The following is a 20,855-nucleotide window of genomic DNA, read 5'->3' as shown; positions in this document are numbered from 1 at the left end:
AGGCAGATCATGTGGGATTTATGTGCCGATAAGTATGAAGAAATTGTTCCGCCAAGATAATTTGTTGCGGACGATCTATTTTCAAAACGTATTTTGCTTCGTTGTGTTCTGAAAGAACATTTTATTTTCCCCTTATTAATATACATTCTTAAGTTACTTTGATTTTCAATAGTCTGGTTTTCGTGACCATGCCCGCACTCTCCAGAGTCCTCTTAGAAGCTTCGTTATAATACCAACATCCACTTACAGGCTTAATACCCTGCTTATAACACCATTTCCTTAATTGTAAAATGATGACTCTCCCAATTCCTTGCTTTCTATATGCCTCATTAGTTAACATACCTATGCTTGCTAAACCTTCGAACATCTTAGACTTCTCAACTACTCCGATTCCAAGCAACACAGCACCTTTATAGTAGGTGAAGAGTTCTCCACTGGCAATCCGCCGTTCGTATTGGTCAAGAAAATCTCCACAGATTTGTTGTATTTGTTGCAGATCTTCTAAATTAGCAGGGCCAAATGATTCATCACCTGAAACATTACTCACTATTATGTCTGCTTGATTATCTTGGAAAAAGTAAGCTTGTTTGTTGATCGTGAAGTCCTTATCTACCGCTAGGCTTACAAATAGTTCATCGCAGGTCGGAACGAAAAGAGAGTTCACTGTATTACGTTCAAGCACTTGGCTAAACATCTTCTGCGAGTGCATTTGGTAGGGGCGGCTGATGTAGAATTGGGTAAGAAGTTCGTTATTGTAAATAGCATAGTAACCTACTACTTTCGATCCCTCTTGGATCATGTAAAAAGTCGATGCTAGAATATGCTCCTCCAAGAAGGAATCAAAAGGTGAAGATAGCCCGTGGATATATTCTTCAATAAGATATTGAATTTCATTGATAAGACATTCTTTTGTAATCATCCCAAGCCATCCTTTCATGAGCGACTATTATTAATTCCATAGTAAATGATGCATTTCATAAATTAAAGGGAAAGTATTATAGAGTAGGGGACTGGTTTCCCAGTCCTCCCTCATCAAACCGTACGAGCAGTTTTCCCGCATACGGCTTTCCGATGTTCTTCACCCAGCGCAGTATTGCTGCCCCAAGCACTGACTCGGTGACCCTTCTCGGGTGCAGTTGGTCTCGCTTGTGCTTTTTGTTCCAGTACAGTGTCAGTCTACGAATAATATGCCAGTCAACTTTTAATAGAAATTTGTTCGACATGCCTTCTTCATCACCTTTTTGGATGGAATACTTCGCAAGTCATAAAATTTCCCCGTCTTAAACAATTTCGGCATGCGGCGGTGATGAAATCCGAGAAAGTCGAATCCCTCTTTATCCAACCACAGGTTCACAAGTTTAGACTTGTCCGTATTCATTGTCAATTCCACCCGAAGGCAACTGCTCCTCCAAGATGTTCTTATTTTTCCTTTTTCCAGCCTTCTTTTAACCAATCGTACAGTTCTAGTGATTTTGCACGAAACTTATTCGAATCGTTACTTAGAACGACTTCTTTTTTTGCGGGGGTGCACGCCTTTGAACAGTGGAATAAATAAAGAGCGGTTGCCGAAGCAACCGCTCTTTCGTTCCCATTAATTAAAGGAAAATGGGATTCCCCCTGATTTTATAGCTTTTATATTTCCTTCATTTTCTTTTTAAAGTTGGACATAAATAAACCTTTAGTTACTTCCATTTTTCCAATTTCACTAAATCCCTGGTCAATATATAAGTTTTTAGCTGGGGTATTATTGGCTCCCGTTGAAACAATGATCTCATGAATATGATTTTCAACCTTTTCTATGAACTGTAATAGTATTCTCCCGATTCCTTTTCGAAAGTGATTAGGGGCAACCATTAAACGATGAATGTCCAAAGTTTTTTCTTCTATCTTATAAGATATAACTCCTGCTAATTCGTCATTAATATAATAACCAAAAAAATTCTCGCCACTCTGTTGAAGATTTTCAATATTTTCCCTCAATGGTGGTAAATCAAAAAAATTAATCAGTTGAGCTTCAACTTGGTATGATGGGATTTGGACATTTAGAACACTTTGAGCCATTTCTTTGTTGCTAATATCTATATTTCTAATCATATGTACACTCCTTTATTTCACTATACCAAAATTTTTCCAAAACATTCAACTTTGGAGGCAACTACATGATAATAGGCAACCGTATTACATTGCTGCGGGAAGAACCAGGTTTGGCTCAAAAAGAGTTGGCTTGCAAAGGCGAAATATTAGAACACAAATTTGGGTGCCCTGCGTTTGTTCCCTTCTTTTCCACTCTAGGCATCACATCTTTTTTAACTACCCGACAGATATCCCTTACGGATTCTTGATGTGGACATATACTTAAGAAAACCCGATGGGGAGGATGCATGTGGTTATGAAATCAGACCGACTCACGATTATTATAGAAAAAGGTAATAAACGCATGATCGCAAGAACGCCGATCACTGGAATTGACAAGCTGGTGTTCGTCGTAAACCATCAATTTACCAACGCCCCCAACACGACGCAAATTGCAAGCGGTGCAGGCCGCAGCAGCGCTGCTGGCAACAACGCCGCTATTAAATCCCCGAATACGCAGCAGCAACAGAGCGTCGGGGCCGGAGGAACAGCTAAGAACAAATGGTTGAAGGGCGCCAATGGCGGACTTTATCATGGCAATACCCGGCCCGGAACGCGTCGTTGCGGCAAAGAAATTGTCATTGTCCTTAATGATCAGATCGTCAAGCTTCCCAGAAATTCCGCTAACGCCTCGGCTACCCAGGTGGCAAGCGGAGGCGGAAGATACAGTACGAGCGGGACTAACTCTGCAATTGAAAGTGCAGGAACCAAACAGCAGCACGCTGTCGGTGGAGGCGGAACTGCTTTGAATAAATGGATTAGCAAGCGCAGGAAGAAAAGAGGAGCACCCGCTTAGTAAGCTCCTCTACTCTCGTTTCTCTTTAGTTTAATCGCTTTTTACAACACAAATGCCTACTCTTTACTGGTTAACCATCGGTTTGTCCCAGGAAATTAGGTAACGGTAATAGAAACGGCGTCGGATAATTGCCCCTGGAAGCACCTCATGTGCCGCTTGGCGAATCTCGATTAATGACTCTTTAGGATCTGCAATCCGAACACTCGGATCTTGCATCCCGCCATGAAGTCGGTCCATGACACGGATTGGGAGAACAAGAAGTCCGGAGATGACAAAATCCATAATAGATTTGTCAGCTGCTATACCAACTATAAGGAGCCGCCCGCCAGGTGCGAGAACTTGGCGCATTTTTAACAGTGCGCTTCTCAATTCCATATGGTGCAAAGTCGCTACACAGATGACCGTAGAATAACGTTCCTCTTGAGAAGGGACTGGCATGGCGAGGAAGTCACCGTTTACGAGCGACACATTTGATGTTGCAGCAAATCGCATTTGCGCACGCTCAATAACTTTCGTATCGGGGTCGATACCGATAACTTGTTGAGCGAAAGGCGCAAGGCGTTGAAGTAGTAATCCGTCACCACACCCGATGTCGAGCACTCGTCCGCCGCGTACCTTTGCGTTTTCAACTAACTCTTCGTGAAATGCAGTATTGTGATTCCAATATTTCTCCATTGCTATATTCACTCCCTTACTCTTTCGATCGTAGATTATACCTCAAGCAGATCTACTCCTTGTTTTGTTCAACTATAGTTTCCGAAGTTTCCGACTTAAATCTATGAATCCATAATGGCTTAAGCATATACAAACGCATAGAAGCGAGAGATCCCTGATATGTAAACACATTCCTTTGTATTAAGCAACGAATTCGCCACTCGATGAACCCATCGTCAATTCGCTGTTTCTGACGCCCGATGATTTCACCCACTAGTCTTACAGCATAGAAAAAACCATCGCTTTTAAGATGAAATTTTTCCGGAGAAATTCTTTTAGCTCTGTCTATTATTTCCCGGTCAAAATAATCTACGGGGACCGTTTCGACTTGACGGGTCTTACGTATTCTAAGGATGCCGTTGTCCTCAAGGAGCTGTTTCCAATTCGTTACATATCGATCCCAAACATGCGGGGTAATAACTTTCGCATCTTCCATAAGCGGAAACAATTTCTCTGGTGAGACTTCTCCAGTAGAGCGTGGTCTGAACTTGCCATATCTCTTGTAATAAGCTTGGGAAACGCTGACAAACGATACAGGAATTGAATATGGCAAATTAGCCAATAAACACATAAAACCTGTTTGTTCTGTTGAGCTGTCGCCCACCCAAAATAAGAGCGAGTCATCATCAGTGAGTAAACTCGCCCATCCGCTGAAATTTTTATATGAATCACGCAGATATGGAATATATTCGGTTTTGTCTTCTTCATTTAAAATTTGCTCCCACCAATTAAGGCGAAATGATTGAACACTATCCAGAAATATATTTCCAAGCGGACCCAACATTAAGTCATCTTCCATAGCTATGATTTGTTCAGTTATTTGATTTATTTTAAATGCTTGTCTAAGCGTTCCACGGGTTGATGCCCCAAAAACAATATGAGTCCTCATTAATATTTCCTCCAAACGGATGACATGGTTTATTTCTCATTATATCCGTTTTAATCCGAATAATAGTCGTTGAAGTAATCTGCCCGTCGTTAATAGCATTTTTTTCCTATTTGAACTGCTTATATTTTTAATGAATTCAGATATTTGGTCTATACCCTCCATCCAAAAACCATAACAAGCTGTTGCATCTCCCTCAGGCGATGTGACATGCGTCTTTTCGGCTGTTACTTTTCTTCCAGAAACGCAACTTCTTCAGGTGTTAACTTAATTGAAAGAGCCTACCGCATTTTCGAGATGAGCGGAGGCTATCGTGTCAATCATTAGGTCCGCTCCCAATCAGTGCTTCTGTTACATTCACATCTATGCCATCTCTTCCGCCCCACGCTCGGCACTTATGCCATTTTCCTGAACCCATGCCCACATAGCCGCAAAAATAGGCTGCAGATTCCACCCTCGCTCAGTTAGCTCATATTCGACGTGCAGGGGCACACCGGGGTACTGCGTGCGCGTTATAATCCCCTTCTCCTCCAGCACCCGCAGTCGATCCGTTAACGTCTTCGGGCTAATCGGGTGTAGCTTTCGCCGCAGCTCTCCAAATCGCTTGGTGCCGACAAACAACTCTAGCAGAAGAGGAAGGGTCCACTTACCATCCAAGATTTCCAGCAAAGGATCAATGGCTTCGATACAAGAGCGATCCAACATTGACGTTTCCTCCATAGTTCATTTTTTGAAACTATTGCACTTTATTGTAACTACTTTTCAAATATACCACAGTGTTGTAGTCTTATTGAAGAGCCGAAACACAAAATTCTACTTCATATCGATATCAACCCCTGAGTGGTGCGCGCAACCGGGGCGCTCAATCGATATTAACAGGACTTTGAATCACATCAATAATCTGAATATTTAGATAACTATTCAATACGATTTAAACGCTGCTTGAAACAATCGGCAGATTGGAGGCATAAATGCAAAGACCGTTTGATGTAGATGCATCGGAGTATCCGTTCAAGGACCACTGGATGCCTTATGGCGATGGCATGATTCATTACGTTGACGAGGGGCAGGGGCCTGTCATTCTTCTCCTACACGGAAACCCCACCTGGTCGTATCTTTACCGGAACGTCATCAGAGAATTGAGCGGCGAATGCCGTCTGATTGCATTGGATTACCCGGGACTCGGAATGTCACGAGCTCCTTCCGATTATGGCTATACGCCGAAGGAGCATTCTGAGGCTGTCACCGAATTCATCCGGCGACTGGATCTCAAAGACTTCGTACTAGTAGTCCAAGATTGGGGAGGCCCGATCGGATTCAACTACGCCGTAAGGCACCGTGAGAACCTGCGCGGAGTTGTCGTGATGAATACCTGGGCATGGCCGGCCACGCTCCCTGCGATGAAGCTATTCTCGTTTGCCATGGGCGGATGGCCCTTCGGATATTGGCTGCAGACAAGGCGAAACTTCTTCGCCAAGAAGATTGTCCCGCATGGGATCTATCATTCCGACAAAATCACGGATATCTTGAGAAAGGCTTACACCGATCCATTCCCAACCCCAAAATCCCGGAAACCGACATGGGTATTCCCAAGGCAGATCCGAAAAGCGCGTCCGTGGCTCGCGGAAATCGAGGCGAAACTGCCGGTTCTATCCAATTTGCCAACAGATTCTGTGGGGGATGAAGGATAGCGCGGGCTTTCCACCCGAAGAGATGGCTAAATGGCAAGGTTATTTGAAATCGAACGAAACTGAGTCGTTAGACGATGCCTCCCACTACGTGCAGGAAGATCGGCCCGACCGGGTGGTCGCATCCATCCGCAGAGTCCTTGAACGGACATCGCAGCAATCAAGAAAGCTAGGCTGAACTATAATCACCATTTATTTTCATCGACTATTAGGAGGCTATCCAATGAAAACAATTCTATGGGCAACACTAACAGGCAATGGCAACTACGCGCAATCGAGTCCGAATAATCCCCCAAAAAAGGAAGCGCTCGGCGATTTTGCGGCACAAGTTCAAGCAGCTGGTAATTTCATTGTCGGAAGACGTACGTTTGAAGGGATGTTGGCGAGCGGAGGCGAGGGTGCTTTTACCGGCATGGATATCGTCGTCGTATCGGCAAGCGTGAAAGAAATTCCCGGTGTGACGGTTGTCGGCTCGCCGCTCGAAGCCTTGAGCTACCTGCAGGATAAAGGCTATCAAACCGCCCTCATCTCGGGGGGCGCGGACCTTCACAATGCTTTTCTGGGTCAAGGGCTTGTTGACGAGCTCATATTCAATATCGCGCCGGTACTGGAAGGGAAGGGGCTCAATCTATTGATTGACACGGAGAAGTACCAATACAAAGAAGTGGAATTGTTGAACTTCAAATCACTCGGCAGCGGCGTCGTTCAATTGCACTATGCGATTGGTCATTAAAACGGCAGCCAGGTAGATCGCACCAAACGTATGAGTGGGGCAATTGAGCTATGATCAAATCTTTACGGTTCAACGAGGCCGTCGATCGTTTCCGCGGCAGCCTCGTTGTATATTTAATATGAACTAACGTTCTCCGTTAGCCATCCATGCATCTCTTCCACTGCACCACAGAGCATGAAAGTTAATCAGTTCTTTCATGGTAGTTGAGCGACCGTTATTAGTACTTGTCGGTTGCAGATAAGGGGTATACACTTCTAAGCGATAATGGGGTAAATTTGAGCGGTACAATAACATGCGTATTCCAGTATATGGTATAATGAATTGCGATTTACATTCATTTATACTATGTTTCCTGATACTTAAACACAAGAGGTGCCATATGTTCACTCAAATTTCTAATGATAGAGTTGATATTCATAATTCGTTAAATCAAGAAGAAGTAAAATCTCTGGCAGCTGATAACTCTTTAAAAGTTGTTCAATTCTCTAATGAAGTTGACCCTGCAACTTTCCGATTACTTAATGATTTATTATTTTCCGTCAGAAATGATATTTGTCTTCGTGCATATGGATTTTACAGCTCTACTTGCGATTTAAGCTTTATTTCTTCTTTAACAAATCTCAAGCGATTTTCAGCAGACTGTTTAATGGACGCAAAAGGTATGCATAATTTAGTCCATTTGAGAAATTTGAAGGAGTTAGGGATAGGTATATATAAACTTGAAAACTTCGACTTTCTAAATGGAGTTCCAGACACTTTAGAACGATTATTTCTAGGAGCAACAAAATCAAAGAAACCCGACTTAGTTCCTTTATCAAGGTTTACAATGCTAAGGAAAATCTATATAGAAGGACAACATAAAAATATAGATGTTCTCAGGGGCCTAACAAATTTGGAAGATGTAACATTGAGGTCGATAACAACACCAGATTTGAATTACTTAGTCCCGTTAAAGAAGATGTGGTCCTTGGATATAAAGCTCGGGGGGATTAATAATTTTTCAGCAATAGAAGGTTTAACGAATATTAAATATCTTGAACTGTGGCAGATTAGAGGGTTATCAGATGTTGGGTTTATTTCCACATTGAACGGTTTACAAAACCTCTTTTTACAATCTTTACCTAACATTGAAAAGTTGCCTTCGTTCGATAACTTAAAAAACTTGAGGAAGATATCTCTGGAAAATATGAAAGGTCTTAAGGATGTTAGCAACTTAGAATCGGCACCTGCATTAGAGGAATTCATCCATTTATCTGCAAACAACATGCAACCAGAAGATTATATTGATGTCTTGAAAAAAACTTCTCTTAAACGAATATCATGCGTATTTGGCAGCGATAGAAAAAATAATAGGTTTGATGAAATAAAAAAAGAATTTAATAAAGTTTCATCTGAATGGTCAAAGTTTATTTATAAATAATTCCTACAGAATAAGAGCTTGGGAAAGTAGTCCAAAGCTAACTTTGAACTGCATATCCACTGGCAATCCATCACGCTCTACTCCCGTTACTTAAATGAACAAAAAAAGAAGCCACCGCGAGGCAAGCTCCTTTACTATCGTCTCCCGTTAGAGTTCAATCTCTTAACTTAGAAGTGCCTCATCTTGCAATCTCGTTATAATTTCATTAACAGTTTCATCAGGGGTCAATTCAGATGAATCCAACCACATTCCGATTCGTGGTGTTTCATTTCGCAACAGACTATCCAATCCTTCAACGGTCCAAACACCATATCCTTTTTTAATACGGGCAGATTCCCTTAGTATGACAACTGACGAGTTTGGACAAAGAACCACTACATAAAAAGGTCGGCTTTGGATATAGGATATAAAATCATTCAACATTGGTCCAATCACGACGTCTTGAACTACTACTTTAAAGCCTACTTGAAAATAGGCATCCGCGGACTGCGCGGCAAGCCGATATCGTAGACGCAATTGGTTCAATTCATCACTTCCGGCATCTGGGTGAACCTCTTTGCGGTTATTAACAATCATTCTCCGGAAAATATCTCCCCGCAAATGAACCGATTTCTCGAACCGTTCGGAAAGCAACTGTGCTACCGTTGATTTCCCACTCGCCATTATTCCGGTAATTAAAATAATGCTAGGACGTTCTGTCAACATTGAGTCATCGCTTCTTTCTTCTTTTTACCAAATATTATAAGGGTAATAAACCAACTGATTTAAGGGTGAGTTTAAATAAATTTGATTATTCCGTCTTCTGCCTGTTACTTTAATGAAAAAAGCAGACCGCCGCTGTGCCTGCTAGGTTTAATGGTATTATTCAAAATGGTCTTCGAACAATTCGATAGTTTCAATATGATTAAACTTTTTTTTGATCTGCTCAACCAAAGATCTTACTCCAAATATTTCAGTAAATGTATGACTCCCAACTATTAAATTCATTCCTACATATTGAGCATATTGTACCGTGTATAATGTTTTTTCTCCGGTTAGGTATGCATCGCAGCCCAATTTTACTGCGTCAAGGATATTTTTCGTTGAGTTTCCTGCTCCCGTAATAATCCCCAATTTACTAATTCGTTTCTCTGTATGCTTCCATGATTTAACATCTTCATTTAAGACGTCTGTTACCCTTTCACACAATTCCTCGAACGTTAATGAGTCATTGAACACGCCGACTCCCGGTACACTCCTACCTTCATCATGATAGGAAGTTTGGATAATTTGGTTGACCTTTAATAATTCAAAAAGTGAATTACACGTACCAAAGTCAGCATAATCAAGCGGTAAATGAACGAAGTAATGACCGATTTGAAAATGCTTCAATAGACCATGGCATTCTTCTTTCATCCCGAATATGAAATCCCAAGCATCATGATGCGTAATGATTAAATCCACCTTTTTATCAGCAGCTTGACGTACAATATCAGGTGTAATATTCGTTGCGAAACCAATTCTGCTAATTACCTGTGGGCCAAAATTGTATAATGTGTATTCTTCTCCTTCATCAAATGTCTTTAATAAGTCTCCAAAGAGCAAGTGGGTGGTCTCAATAAATTGATCACTCTGCATTCAAATACACCACCTTATATTTTTTTTGAATACTTTCTCTAAAATTTCCCATTTTCCTGCTATCAACCGATAGCCACCATACTCTGTTCAATGTCCCATGATTTAGATAATTTTGTCCACATATCAATATAAACTGGTTTATAGCCATCTGCATTCATAGGGGCAAAATGACAAACTTGGTGGGAAACATCTTCTATAATTTCAGAATTTTCACTAATGGCATCCGAGTAGATTTTATCGTATTCCACGACCTCATGAGGTGAAAACCTTAGTAAAGAAGATTGATAAAATAAAAGTCCCATAAGCACTGAAACGAATTTATTTTCTCCTGTATCTTAATAAAAATAAGGAGCAGCTGCCAATGGCAGAACTGCTCCTTATTTGTGTTCAACTAAAGTTTTCCGTAGTATTTTCTATGATGAAGCATCTAGTTTAGATTCCGTATATCTGATGCGGTACATAAGGCTCCTCTAGGCTCACAATTTCGTTTGAATCCAGCTTCACCGATAACGCAGCAACTGCATCCTCCAGATGATTAAGCTTTGTTGCGCCGATGATCGGCGCCGTTACCGGCTCCTTTTGCAGTACCCACGCAAGCGCGACTTGCGCACGAGGAATGCCCCGCTTGGCGGCAACTTCGGCAACTTTCTCCACGATCTTGCGATCGGCGTCTACCATTGCCGCAACTAGCCTTTGTCCGGCTTCGTCTATCTCTGAACGGGCTGTCTTTTCATCCCAATCTCGGGTTAGCCGACCTTTAGCAAACGGACTCCATGGGATGACACCGATTCCCTCTGAGCGGCAAAGCGGCAGCATCTCCCTCTCTTCTTCCCTATACATTAAATTCAATAAATTCTGCATGGAGACAAACCGGGTCCAACCGTTACGTTCGGCGACATGCTGCGCTTTCAAGAACTGCCAAGCATACATCGAGGATGCTCCTATATACCTTGCCTTACCTGCCTTTACTACGTCATGGAGTGCCTCCATCGTCTCTTCTATAGGCGTAGTGTTATCGAAACGGTGGATCTGGTACAAATCGACGTAATCCGTACCCAGCCGTCTTAGGCTGTTATCAATTTCGCTCATGATTGCCTTGCGGGAAAGTCCCGCGCCATTCGGACCCGGGTGCATGCGGAAGTATACCTTTGTCGCAATGACGACCTCATCACGACGGGCGAATTCCTTCAATGCACGTCCGACAATTTCCTCACTTGTTCCGTCAGAGTATACATTCGCAGTATCGAAGAAGTTAATGCCTAATTCTAGCGCTTTTTTAATGAATGGCCTACTTTCCTCTTCATTCAGCGACCATGGAGCGATTCCGCGTTCGGGTACCCCATAACTCATGCAACCAAGGCATAATCGTGAAACTTCTAAACCGGTGCGGCCAAGTTTTACATACTCCATATAATCGATACACTCCTTAGTTTTACTATTTTTTTCACTGTTTCAACGTTGTGCAGCTGCGTCAATTTGTTTCGGAGGGAAGAGTACCGGTGTTCAGAGGGCTAAGCCCTTTGTTTTTCAACAAACGTTTTACAAAGAAAGTGAATAGCAACAAGGAAAACGCGACCGACACAGCGCTGACCGTAAACAATAGCTGGTAGCTCGTGTATTGGGAGACCCAGCCTAGCATGATTGCACCTAGCCCGATGCCGAGGTCGGTAGCAGTCAATAAAGAAGCAGTGGCAACCCCTTTACGGTCCGGGTGAGCAAGACGTATCGTTGCCGCTTGAAGAGCCGGATGCACGGAACCGAAACCGATACCGTACAGAACCGCCGAAACGAGCACGCCGAACAATCCGGTCGAAAAGCTCAAGGTAATCAAAGCCGAAATCGTAATCACAAGGGCCGGTACAATGACATACGTCTCGCCATGCCGGTCCGAAAGTTTTCCCGCAATGGGACGGATCAGGGCAAGCGTTGCAGCATAGGCCAGAAAGAACGCGCCGGGATTGACCTTGATCGAGTTAGCAAAAAGCGGGACAAAGGTGGTAATGCCACCATAAGCGATAGCATGAAAAAAGCACGATGCCGTGACGGGCAAGACCGATTTTTCAAAAAATTCGATTCTCCTTGCACCAGATTTCGGCCGGAAAGGCATTTTTGCACCAAACGTCAAGAGCAGCGCTGCGGCAGAGAGGAGGACGGCGAATAGAAACAGAGCGTGGTACGACAGGTTCTGTGTAACCCAGATGCCGAATATCGGGCCGACCGCCATAGCCATGGTCGTGGCCGTGCCAAACCACCCCATGCCTTCTCCACGGCGGGCCGACGGGATCATATCCGCAATTGCCGTGTAAACGGCGGTTGTGGAAACCGCCCAGCTCATCCCGTGCAACATTCTGAGCACCATCAAAACGAAGATTCCACCGATCCAGTCATACATATACATCCCCAAGGTGAAGAGAAGCAGCCCCCAGACGATAAACGGACGCCTGCCAAACCGATCCAGCAGCACGCCGACGATCGGGCGAAAAATAACGGCAGTCAGCATAAACGCGCCCGCTGCCAGTCCGACCTGCGTTTCGTTGCCGCCCATCTGTTTGATGAACAGCGGTAGCGTCGGATACAGCGAATAAAATCCGGTGAATAGGAAAAACATCCCTACCGTCATGAGAATAAACGGCTTCGTCCATAGGCGTTCCACTTTCATTCCTCCTCAAGTTCTATCAAGAACTCTTGTGTGTTAAAGGGCGTAACCTTATTATGCAATAAATGAAAAAAAGACCGTTATCTCATTTGTCTTAAATGATTGCCTAATCCTCTCACTACCACTAACACCACAGACGTATATGCCTTATAATTGAAAAAGATAAAACAATAAGGAGGAGCCTATGTCTGAGGAAATACTAAAACAGCAGGATGAGCTCGCCAAACTGATAGAACCTCATTCGGGTCAGGACGGAGTTTACGAGACCGTTATCCCATCTTTATTTTTTATTCGCTACTCTAATGTGACCGAGCCAGTCTACAGAGTTTACAAGCCTTCCTTATGTTTCATAGCTCAAGGTTTGAAAGAGATATTGCTGGCACAGGAGCGTTTTGAATATGGTCCTGCCAACTACCTTATTTCATCCATGAACTTACCGGTGATCGGCCAGGTCATAAAAGCTTCTTTCGACGCTCCGTATTTGAGTTTCAAACTTGAATTTACACAAAGTCAAATTTTAGAGGTTTTAAATGACTCTGAAATTCAAATCACCCCGAAAGAAAATGCTAAGCGAGCTATGTTTGTCGGTCAGATAGAGCTGCCTATACTGGATGCGATACTCAGATTAGCTCGTTTGCTAGATAATCCCAAAGACATTCCGTACCTTGCTCCCATCTACACAAGGGAAATTCTATATAGGCTTCTGCAAGGGCAGTATGGAGTTGCGCTGGCACAAATCGCAATGGAAGGAAGCAGCATCTATCGAATCAGGGACGCTATCGAACAAATTATCAATGACTGTGATAAGCCTTTACGAATTGAAGAGCTTGCCGAAATAGCCAGTATGAGTATTTCTTCGTTTCACAGACACTTCAAAGAGGTAACCGCTATGAGCCCTATTCAGTTCCAAAAACAGCTGCGATTGCAGGAAGCACGACGCCTATTATTATCCGAGTCAGCGGATGCCGCTGATGTCGCATTCCGGGTAGGCTATGAAAGTGCATCCCAATTCAGTCGCGAATATTCTCGTATGTTTGGTTCTCCTCCCAGAGCAGACATAAAGCGTCTGAAGGAAAAATATGACCAAAGACTAAACGTAAGATGATCCTGCCCAGCGAGGGCAAATTAATCCGTCAAAACGCGATTGGGTAGTCCCATTGAGAGACGACTATCTAAAATAAAAATTGAATTAAAAACATATAGATGAGAGTACCACTTGCAATTGACAAAAACATATTTCTCTTCCAAATATGGAGCAAAGCAACTAGAACAATAGAAATCAGTTCGGGTACTCCGTGGTTACCGGATAAAAATTTGACATCTTTGATACTATAGACAACCAGTAACCCTAGCGCTGCTGAGGGCAATACTTTGCCTAGATACTGCACATAACTTGGTGTGGGTCGACCTGAAGGAAAAATAATAAATGGAATAAATCTTGTCATCATGGTTCCCAAAACAACCATTCCAATCGTAATCATTCGCTCTATTAAAGTCATTGACATGTTCGTTCACCTGTTTTCTTTAGCTGCATTCTCATCAAAGTAAGTACGAAGAGAATGACGATCATGGAAGGGAGGATAAAGTTACCACTGTTAAAAATGAAAAGGCATAAAAGTGATAGTCCTAGACCCAATAAGCAAATTTTATTGAGATTTCGAAAATGTTTCGTATTAAGTTAGTTCCAATTCCCGGTGACGAGTGCGGAATGCTGCCGGATGAACTTGAAACTCAGTGCCTTCAACTGGAAGTACATGGCGTTTTTTTGATGCCTTCTTGTTCTAATCCCACTACTGTAATGATTTCAGAAAACCGCAAAAAAGAATTAGCTGCTATAATTCGTAAGCATAATTTGATTTTAATTGAAGATGACATTTACGCCTTTTTGACGGCTGGTATTATAGCCGATTATGATCAGCCGATGTTTCAGCTCATCCCAGAACAAACTGTCTATATCTGCAGTACCTCCAAGTCAATCTGTTCAGGGCTCCGAGTGGCATATATTGTGTTTAGCGATGCTTTTAAAGAGAAGATTATTAAGGCAATTTTTAATATCAATGTCAAGACATCTTCATTGGATGCCGAGATCATAACCGAACTTATTTTATCTGGAAAAGCAAATGCAATTGTTGAGGAAAAAAAACAGCTAGCACAATCTGCAAATCATATATATTCAGAGTTTTTTTCACAGTCTTTCCACACTGGTCATCCACTGAGTTTTTATAGTTGGCTTCCCATCTCGGACAATGGCGATGGATCACGGATGGAGAGTGCCTTTCTTCAGAAAGGAATTCGTGTTTTTCACTCAAATCGCTTTCTATGTGGAGCCAATACGCAGGATAAGTTTTTGCGAATAGCACTTGCGTCCACAAACTCTTTGGACGAATTAAAAAGAGGATTGGAGATCTTAAAAGGAAATCTCAGGTAAAATAATGACGGTTTAAACCAGTTAGTAGGTTTTCTAGTTCCCATTGACGGTAAATCTATTTTTTCGTTAATGACTTCATAATGTTCTTGACGCCTCTCGATCTGTTCGAACCCCTGGCTATCGCATGAATCAGACCGTTTTTCTCGTAGTAACGCAAGTTGTTGCAACTCCAAAAATAATAAGCGTTCACCCAATAGAGTGAACGCCTAATTACTTCAAAACTTTATTGTACTTCAATAGACGGCCTTTGGACGACAATAAAGGAATCGACATTCATTCCTGCCATCGTTAACGCTTCGTCCCAAACGACCGCAAAACGTAGATACACCCCTCCTCCGTAACGAATTCAATCCGATCAGCATCAATCCTACGATAATCGATGATAACGCCCTCCGACACAACGGTATCAACGGGCTGCTTGCTTCTTACTCTGCATAAACCTCGGTGTCGGGATCGCAGGCTCACTTCTGTCCATCCCCCCTGCTCCCACCGGATATCAACCTCGAATCCACCTCTGGCCAGTAAGCCTTTTACGAACCCGTCAGCCCACGGTGTGGGTAATGCGGGAAGTAGGCTAAGTTCATCGGCATGACTTTGAAGCAGCATTTCGGCGATACCAGCCGTGCCGCCAAAGTTGCCGTCAATTTGAAAAGGAGGATGCGCGTCGAATAAATTCGGGTAAACGGATGTCTCCAGCAGCTGTCGTACATAGCGATAAGATGATTCGCCTTCTTCCAACCTCGCGAACAAATTAATGATCCAGGCACAGCTCCAGCCCGTGTGCCCGCCACCCTGCTCCAGTCTTCTCCGAAGCGAGGTCCGCACCGCTTCCGCCAACTGAGGATGCTCATGAAGCAAAATTTGATTCCCCGGGTAAAATCCGTACAAATGGGACATATGCCGATGCCCCGGTTCCTTTTCCATGAAATCTTCTATCCACTCCTGAAGTTGTCCGTACCGCCCAACCTGTAACGGATAAAGTCGTTCCCTTGCCTGACTCAGCGCAAATTGGAAGTCCTGATCAACATCCAAAACTTCACAGGCCTGCATACAATTATTGAATAAATCCCAGATGAGCATGAGATCCATCGTTGCCGCTTTGCTGACTGCCGAGACAAAGCCATTGGACGAAACAAATTGATTTTCCGGCGAGGTGGACGGATTCGTAATCAGAAATCCTGAGGCGTCCTCTACCAGCCAATCAAGCGCAAACATGGCTGCTCCTTTCATCAAGGGATAAGCCTCGTTGCGTAAATAGGAAGTATCTTGGCTAAAAACATAATGCTCCCATAGATGCCTGCAAAGCCAAGCTCCCGACATCGGCCAAAAAGCCCAATGGATACCTCCATCCTGCTCGCCAACCGGATTAGACAGTTTCCAAATATCCGTATTATGATTAGCAGCCCAACCGCGGCAGCCAAATGTTTCCGATGCAGTAGCCGCTCCTGTAAGAGCCAATTCTCCGATCATCTTCAGCAGAGGTTCATGGCACTCGCTCAAATTACAAATTTCAGCAAGCCAGTAATTCATTTGAACGTTAATATTGGTCGTAAAATTGGAGGACCATGGCGGTTGGAGCTCCCGATTCCAGATGCCTTGCAGATTCGCCGGCTGGGAGCCCGGTCTTGAGGAAGCGATCAATAAATATCTGCCGAATTGAAAGAACAACTCCACCAAACCACGATCATCGGCGCCTGTGCGAAATCTTTCCAATCGCTTGTCAGTCGGTAATTCAGACTCCGCTGGGTCGCCAAGCTTTAATTCTACTCTATGAAATAAGCGTTGGTAATCTTCTATATGCCGCTCAAGCAGCTGGGTATATCCTCTGAGTCTTGCCGCTTCAATTCTGCTGAGGCAGGTGTCTCTTAGCTTCCGCTGCCGGTTCGGGTCGTCAACTGACGGATACGTCGTAGCAGCAGTTATCAGCAGAACTGCGTTCTGCACCCCCTGCACCGTAAGCTCCCCTTGATTGGAAACCGAAACCTCACCTTCATCGGCAAGCACGGCCAGATGCAGCTCGAACTCAATGCTTGGCCGTTCATCGTAGAGAATAGGAGGCTCCGCTCCCACACTCCTGTAGTTCGGCTCTACGTGACTGGGGCATCGTCCCTTGTACACCAGATGCTTGTCCGTCAGCCTGATCACTTCTCCCTGCAGCATGCCCTGCAGCGAGGCTGTAAAGATCAGCTCCTGCTGCTCCGCTTCGAGACATACAACCATCACCTGATCTGGGTTACTGCAAAATGCCGTCTGCAACAAGCACTGCTCACCGCTGGCCGTCATAAGTACTTGTGTAACGGCGTTGTCCAGCGACAGCTCACGCTTATACGTCGAAATCTCTCCCGGAAACTCGCGCTGGATGATCAGGTTGCCCAAGGGCAAGTACGACTGCGCATAGGAGCTCAACGCTTCTTGGTGGATCAACTGCTCTGCTTCTTGATAACTGCCTAGATCAATGAGACTTCTGACTTTGGACAGGCTCGGAAATGGACGCGGCCGCTGAGCGTCATGCGGAGTCCCTGACCACAGCGTATCTTCGTTTAATTCAATCCGCTCCACAGTCTGTCCGCCGAACACCATGCCGCCCAATCGCCCGTTACCGATCGGAAGCGCCTCTTCCCACTGTACCGCCGGTTGCTCGTACCAGAGCTCCAATTCTTTTTCACTCACACGCTTGCCCTCCTCCGGATATCCCACTATCAGAGATGAATCGTTTGCTATAAAAGTCCATCCAACGATTTTTTATTAAGGCATGGCCAGCTGGTGTCGGATGAATCCCGTCCCAAAAAAAGTCATCGTTTCTACCGCGATTACCGTCGGTAATCGAATCACCTTGAAACAATATGGATGAAACCCCAAATGTATTCATATCAATACTCCTTTAGATCAGCAATTGTTCCCATACCATGACAGGAAAGCATCCGCTATAGCTAAGCCCGCCACCCCGTTTGGATGCGGGTCCGAACTTGAGGCCATGTAGGCAGGCTTTAGCAGATTATCGTTTGGTGCTGCTTGGGAAAGCACCTCTGCCATATCAAACACGTGATCGGCACCAAGAATGGCATGTTGGCGTATTGAGTCATTGACCTGTCTCCAGACCAATTCCTGCGAATCGGTGAAATTAAATGTAGGAACTGTGCACAGGATAACCGTCTTTGCAGCATTGTCCTGCTTAAGCTTGATGACGATGGTCTGCAGGTCGTCCAGCAATTGAGCCGCACTTCGGCCAGCAGTACCAATATCGTTAACACCTAATGCAACGACAACCACATCGCTTTGCTTGGCCTTGTACAGCCAGGCCCCGTCGCTTGCAGCATCATAGGCTCTTGCCCATCCTGAACCGATATTCCATACGCTTCTAGAATCTCCTAGACCCTCCGCAATGTGTGCAGCCCAGTATTCATAAGCATCCAAACGTGTCCGTACGCCTTGGGTAATCGAATCCCCCAGAAAAGCAATGCGTTTCGCACATGCACGCTCATAGCCTATAAAATCCGGCAGCACCAGGCAGTTGGCAGATCTGCGGTATAAATCGGATGACGCTTGATCAGCAGCATGTCCCGGCGCATCATAGGCAGACACCAGCAAGCCTTCCGTATTGAAGGGAATGCTGTTCCCCGCATCCATAGTCGTAATCGTCCATGTAAACGCCAAATAGTTTCCTTCCGGGATAGCAAAAGTTAAGGCATCACTCCAGAACGTTTCACCCGGTATGACAAGTTTGGAGAACGAAGAATCGTAAGTTAACGGTACTTGAGTGCCCGAAACGACACTTCCATCGGGAAGTCTCCCACCGTCAGCTATGTAAGCCGCCTCAATTCTCCATGAACCCCCTTGCAGATTTGCCTTGGAAACAGACCCGTCCGCCCATGTGGAGTCCACGTTATTACTGCACCAGAATTTCATCTTCAGCTTTCCGTATTCCCTCGGGTTAATGTAAGTTCTGTAAGAGTGCGTAAAGGTTGAATCGCTAGTCATGATACAATTTTTTGCCGTTGAAAGAACGGTGGCTGACCTATAGGAAGCCCACATCGCTGAAATGACATCCTTTCCTTAGCCTTTGACGGCTCCGGCTGTTAAGCCGCTGACGATATATTTCTGCGCCATTAGATATAAGACAAGAACAGGTAATGAGGTCAGCGTCAAGTCGGCGAAAACGAGATTCCAGTCCCTGCTGAATTTACCGTAAAAGTTATATACGGATAAAGGCATCGTCCAATTGGAGCTATCCGTTAAGAAATAAATCGGGATCGTAATGTCGTTCCAGACAGACATAAACACCATAATCGCCACGGTGGCATTTACCGGAATAATTAACGGGAAAATCACTTTTATAAATACGTCGAACATATTGGCGCCTTCCAGAAAAGCTACCTCATCCAGCGCCCTTGGTATCGACCTCATGAAACCTGTGTACAGAAAAACGCTAAAAGCGCTGTTCATCGCCGCATAAATAAAAATTGCGCTCGTAATGGTGCCGTAAAGGCCCAACCATTGGACAACGCGGATCGTCGTAATAATCGAGACCGGAGCAATTAACCCCATAAAGAAAAACAGGTAGATCAGATTGGAAAGCCGTGTATCCCGGCGCACAATAATGAAAGCAGCCGCAGAAGTCGTGATAATGTTCAACACGGAAGATACACCTGAAATCAGGATGCCATTCCAGAAAGCACGAAGCAGCCCTCCCTGTTCAATCACTTCCTTGTAATTGGAAAACATCCATTTACGGGGAAGCTTTAATGAGAAATCCAATACCTCTGAGCTTGTTTTAAAGGAACCTAACAGCATGATGAGAAGTGGCGCAATAATGGCGAGCGCAAGGAGCAGCATGATGGCTTCCACAACGATCGTCTTCCAGTCGGTTTTACGCAATGAAATCATTATTCCTGTACCTCCTTGCGGCGCATATACATGAGCAGCGGAATGGAAATAAGAGTTACGGCTATAAACAGAACGGTATTCACGGCCGTTCCAAGCCCCCAGTTGCCTTCACCGAAGGCTTTTAAAATCATGGTCCCAATGACCTGAGAAGAATTCCCGGGACCTCCTCCTGTCAGAACGAACACCTCGGAGAACACCTTCAAGCCTCCGATCAAGGTCAGCATGACATTGATATTGATAGCGGGCCACAGCAACGGGAGCGTAATGTGAAGGAAGCTCTTCCAGCCTCCCGCTCCGTCGATTCTGGCCGCTTCGTAATAATCTTTCGAGATGGATTGCAGCCCGGCCAAATAAATAGCCATTTGAAATCCGGTAAATTGCCAGATCGCTAGTCCGCTAATCGTAAACATAATAACGGAAGGATCCGTCAGCCAAGCTTGCTTCAGAACACCTAAGCCTACGGCTTCAAGGATTTGATTAATTAAGCCCTCCGAACGAAGCATAGGGATGAACAAGAGACTGATGACCAGTACGCTTATAATGGAAGGTGTGTAAAATATCGCTCTTAGCCAATTTCTGGTTTTTAAATTCATATTCAGTGCAACTGCAAGAAGGATTGCCAGCACATTTTTGCCAATGACAGTTACAATAGCGAAGATAATCGTATTCTTGATGGCCAGAAGCAGCGTCTCGTCCGTGAAAATACGTTCAAAGTTATACAGCCCATTGAAATGGATCTCTTCCGTGTCCAACCGCCAATCCGTAAAGGAATAAAACAAACCAATTACCGTTGGCAGCACATAAAAAACCAAATAGAGAAGAAGAGCAGGCAAAATTAAATAATAGGAATACAGACGTTTCGTAATTCTCATGTTATCACGCTCCATAAAAAAACTTCGG

At 44.3% G+C, this 20,855-nt stretch carries 24 protein-coding genes and 1 pseudogene; 7 read left to right on the top strand and 18 right to left on the bottom strand.

The annotated features are described in order from the left end of the window. Positions 1 to 148: 148 nt before the first annotated feature. The 4 genes from QFZ81_RS03215 to QFZ81_RS03200 all read right to left on the bottom strand — a co-directional run bounded on the left by QFZ81_RS03215 (position 149) and on the right by QFZ81_RS03200 (position 2,094). Positions 149 to 919 carry a GNAT family N-acetyltransferase gene (locus QFZ81_RS03215; RefSeq protein WP_307448194.1) on the bottom strand — a complete coding sequence of 257 codons (771 nt, stop codon included), beginning with the start codon at positions 917 to 919 and terminating at the stop codon, positions 149 to 151. A 76-nt stretch (positions 920 to 995) separates the two neighbouring features. Beyond that, positions 996 to 1,223 (bottom strand): hypothetical protein, encoded by a 228-nt coding sequence (locus tag QFZ81_RS03210; protein WP_307601421.1) that lies wholly within the window; start codon positions 1,221 to 1,223, stop codon positions 996 to 998. Beyond that, complete coding sequence (locus tag QFZ81_RS03205; protein ID WP_307448200.1) at positions 1,202 to 1,378, bottom strand: hypothetical protein; 177 nt, start codon at positions 1,376 to 1,378, stop codon at positions 1,202 to 1,204. The genes QFZ81_RS03210 and QFZ81_RS03205 overlap by 22 nt, the downstream gene beginning before the upstream one ends. Before the next feature lie 254 nt (positions 1,379 to 1,632). Beyond that, on the bottom strand, positions 1,633 to 2,094 hold the full coding sequence (locus QFZ81_RS03200) for a GNAT family N-acetyltransferase (RefSeq protein WP_307448203.1): 462 nt from the start codon (positions 2,092 to 2,094) through the stop codon (positions 1,633 to 1,635). A gap of 343 nt (positions 2,095 to 2,437) precedes the next feature. Here QFZ81_RS03200 and QFZ81_RS03195 point away from each other — a divergent pair, with 343 nt between their 5' ends. Continuing rightward, positions 2,438 to 2,929: a hypothetical protein gene (locus QFZ81_RS03195; RefSeq protein ID WP_307606817.1), complete on the top strand. Its 492-nt coding sequence runs from the start codon at positions 2,438 to 2,440 to the stop codon at positions 2,927 to 2,929. Positions 2,930 to 2,992: 63 nt separating this feature from the next. Here QFZ81_RS03195 and QFZ81_RS03190 read toward each other — a convergent pair whose 3' ends face one another. From QFZ81_RS03190 to QFZ81_RS03180, 3 genes are all read right to left on the bottom strand, one after another. Further along, complete coding sequence (locus QFZ81_RS03190) at positions 2,993 to 3,616, bottom strand: class I SAM-dependent methyltransferase (protein ID WP_307448206.1); 624 nt, start codon at positions 3,614 to 3,616, stop codon at positions 2,993 to 2,995. Between the two features lie 40 nt (positions 3,617 to 3,656). After that, positions 3,657 to 4,532 carry a DUF3658 domain-containing protein gene (locus tag QFZ81_RS03185; protein WP_307601419.1) on the bottom strand — a complete coding sequence of 292 codons (876 nt, stop codon included), beginning with the start codon at positions 4,530 to 4,532 and terminating at the stop codon, positions 3,657 to 3,659. Positions 4,533 to 4,892: 360 nt separating this feature from the next. After that, the gene (locus QFZ81_RS03180; RefSeq protein WP_307448211.1) at positions 4,893 to 5,234 is read right to left on the bottom strand and encodes a winged helix-turn-helix transcriptional regulator; all 342 of its coding nucleotides are present in this window, start codon (positions 5,232 to 5,234) and stop codon (positions 4,893 to 4,895) included. Positions 5,235 to 5,500: 266 nt separating this feature from the next. Between QFZ81_RS03180 and QFZ81_RS03175 the strand changes: the two genes are divergently transcribed. The 4 genes from QFZ81_RS03175 to QFZ81_RS03160 all read left to right on the top strand — a co-directional run bounded on the left by QFZ81_RS03175 (position 5,501) and on the right by QFZ81_RS03160 (position 8,370). After that, positions 5,501 to 6,220: an alpha/beta fold hydrolase gene (locus QFZ81_RS03175; RefSeq protein WP_307601417.1), complete on the top strand. Its 720-nt coding sequence runs from the start codon at positions 5,501 to 5,503 to the stop codon at positions 6,218 to 6,220. After that, positions 6,210 to 6,395 carry an alpha/beta fold hydrolase gene (locus tag QFZ81_RS03170; protein WP_307601415.1) on the top strand — a complete coding sequence of 62 codons (186 nt, stop codon included), beginning with the start codon at positions 6,210 to 6,212 and terminating at the stop codon, positions 6,393 to 6,395. The genes QFZ81_RS03175 and QFZ81_RS03170 overlap by 11 nt, the downstream gene beginning before the upstream one ends. 45 nt (positions 6,396 to 6,440) lie before the next feature. After that, positions 6,441 to 6,950 carry a dihydrofolate reductase family protein gene (locus tag QFZ81_RS03165; protein ID WP_307448217.1) on the top strand — a complete coding sequence of 170 codons (510 nt, stop codon included), beginning with the start codon at positions 6,441 to 6,443 and terminating at the stop codon, positions 6,948 to 6,950. A 379-nt stretch (positions 6,951 to 7,329) separates the two neighbouring features. Beyond that, the gene (locus tag QFZ81_RS03160; protein ID WP_307448220.1) at positions 7,330 to 8,370 is read left to right on the top strand and encodes a leucine-rich repeat domain-containing protein; all 1,041 of its coding nucleotides are present in this window, start codon (positions 7,330 to 7,332) and stop codon (positions 8,368 to 8,370) included. Between the two features lie 162 nt (positions 8,371 to 8,532). Here QFZ81_RS03160 and QFZ81_RS03155 read toward each other — a convergent pair whose 3' ends face one another. From QFZ81_RS03155 to QFZ81_RS03135, 5 genes are all read right to left on the bottom strand, one after another. Further along, on the bottom strand, positions 8,533 to 9,075 hold the full coding sequence (locus QFZ81_RS03155; RefSeq protein WP_307601413.1) for a phosphotransferase-like protein: 543 nt from the start codon (positions 9,073 to 9,075) through the stop codon (positions 8,533 to 8,535). A 156-nt stretch (positions 9,076 to 9,231) separates the two neighbouring features. Next, positions 9,232 to 9,987 (bottom strand): Nif3-like dinuclear metal center hexameric protein, encoded by a 756-nt coding sequence (locus tag QFZ81_RS03150; protein WP_307601411.1) that lies wholly within the window; start codon positions 9,985 to 9,987, stop codon positions 9,232 to 9,234. Positions 9,988 to 10,049: 62 nt separating this feature from the next. After that, positions 10,050 to 10,235 (bottom strand): hypothetical protein, encoded by a 186-nt coding sequence (locus QFZ81_RS03145; RefSeq protein ID WP_307448226.1) that lies wholly within the window; start codon positions 10,233 to 10,235, stop codon positions 10,050 to 10,052. 184 nt (positions 10,236 to 10,419) lie between these two features. Then, positions 10,420 to 11,397 carry an aldo/keto reductase gene (locus QFZ81_RS03140; protein WP_307448229.1) on the bottom strand — a complete coding sequence of 326 codons (978 nt, stop codon included), beginning with the start codon at positions 11,395 to 11,397 and terminating at the stop codon, positions 10,420 to 10,422. Between the two features lie 61 nt (positions 11,398 to 11,458). Beyond that, positions 11,459 to 12,640: an MFS transporter gene (locus QFZ81_RS03135; RefSeq protein ID WP_307448233.1), complete on the bottom strand. Its 1,182-nt coding sequence runs from the start codon at positions 12,638 to 12,640 to the stop codon at positions 11,459 to 11,461. Between the two features lie 187 nt (positions 12,641 to 12,827). Here QFZ81_RS03135 and QFZ81_RS03130 point away from each other — a divergent pair, with 187 nt between their 5' ends. Then, positions 12,828 to 13,748, top strand: coding sequence for an AraC family transcriptional regulator (locus tag QFZ81_RS03130; RefSeq protein WP_307448235.1), 921 nt, complete (start codon positions 12,828 to 12,830; stop codon positions 13,746 to 13,748). Between the two features lie 67 nt (positions 13,749 to 13,815). Here QFZ81_RS03130 and QFZ81_RS03125 read toward each other — a convergent pair whose 3' ends face one another. Next, on the bottom strand, positions 13,816 to 14,148 hold the full coding sequence (locus tag QFZ81_RS03125) for a branched-chain amino acid transporter permease (protein WP_307448237.1): 333 nt from the start codon (positions 14,146 to 14,148) through the stop codon (positions 13,816 to 13,818). A 134-nt stretch (positions 14,149 to 14,282) separates the two neighbouring features. Between QFZ81_RS03125 and QFZ81_RS03120 the strand changes: the two are divergent. After that, positions 14,283 to 15,071 (top strand): annotated as a pseudogene (locus QFZ81_RS03120) (aminotransferase class I/II-fold pyridoxal phosphate-dependent enzyme); the annotation flags it as partial. Between the two features lie 288 nt (positions 15,072 to 15,359). Here QFZ81_RS03120 and QFZ81_RS03115 read toward each other — a convergent pair. The 5 genes from QFZ81_RS03115 to QFZ81_RS03095 are packed head-to-tail and all read right to left on the bottom strand — an operon-like array spanning position 15,360 to position 20,827. After that, positions 15,360 to 17,741, bottom strand: a complete 2,382-nt coding sequence (locus QFZ81_RS03115) for a glycoside hydrolase family 95 protein (RefSeq protein WP_307448241.1) — start codon at positions 17,739 to 17,741, stop codon at positions 15,360 to 15,362. After that, positions 17,734 to 17,940 carry a hypothetical protein gene (locus tag QFZ81_RS03110; RefSeq protein WP_307601408.1) on the bottom strand — a complete coding sequence of 69 codons (207 nt, stop codon included), beginning with the start codon at positions 17,938 to 17,940 and terminating at the stop codon, positions 17,734 to 17,736. Before QFZ81_RS03110 ends, QFZ81_RS03115 begins: the two co-directional genes overlap by 8 nt. A 17-nt stretch (positions 17,941 to 17,957) precedes the next feature. After that, positions 17,958 to 19,103 (bottom strand): SGNH/GDSL hydrolase family protein, encoded by a 1,146-nt coding sequence (locus QFZ81_RS03105; RefSeq protein WP_307448246.1) that lies wholly within the window; start codon positions 19,101 to 19,103, stop codon positions 17,958 to 17,960. Positions 19,104 to 19,124: 21 nt separating this feature from the next. Next, positions 19,125 to 19,955, bottom strand: coding sequence for a carbohydrate ABC transporter permease (locus QFZ81_RS03100; RefSeq protein ID WP_307601406.1), 831 nt, complete (start codon positions 19,953 to 19,955; stop codon positions 19,125 to 19,127). Next, positions 19,955 to 20,827: a carbohydrate ABC transporter permease gene (locus QFZ81_RS03095; protein ID WP_307601404.1), complete on the bottom strand. Its 873-nt coding sequence runs from the start codon at positions 20,825 to 20,827 to the stop codon at positions 19,955 to 19,957. The genes QFZ81_RS03100 and QFZ81_RS03095 overlap by 1 nt, the downstream gene beginning before the upstream one ends. Positions 20,828 to 20,855: the final 28 nt, after the last annotated feature.

It is taken from the genome of Paenibacillus sp. V4I9 (genome assembly GCF_030817295.1).
Lineage (GTDB): Bacteria > Bacillota > Bacilli > Paenibacillales > NBRC-103111 > Paenibacillus_E.
The sequence above is the reverse complement of the archived record's forward strand: the minus strand, read 5'-3'. Positions and strand labels throughout refer to the sequence as shown.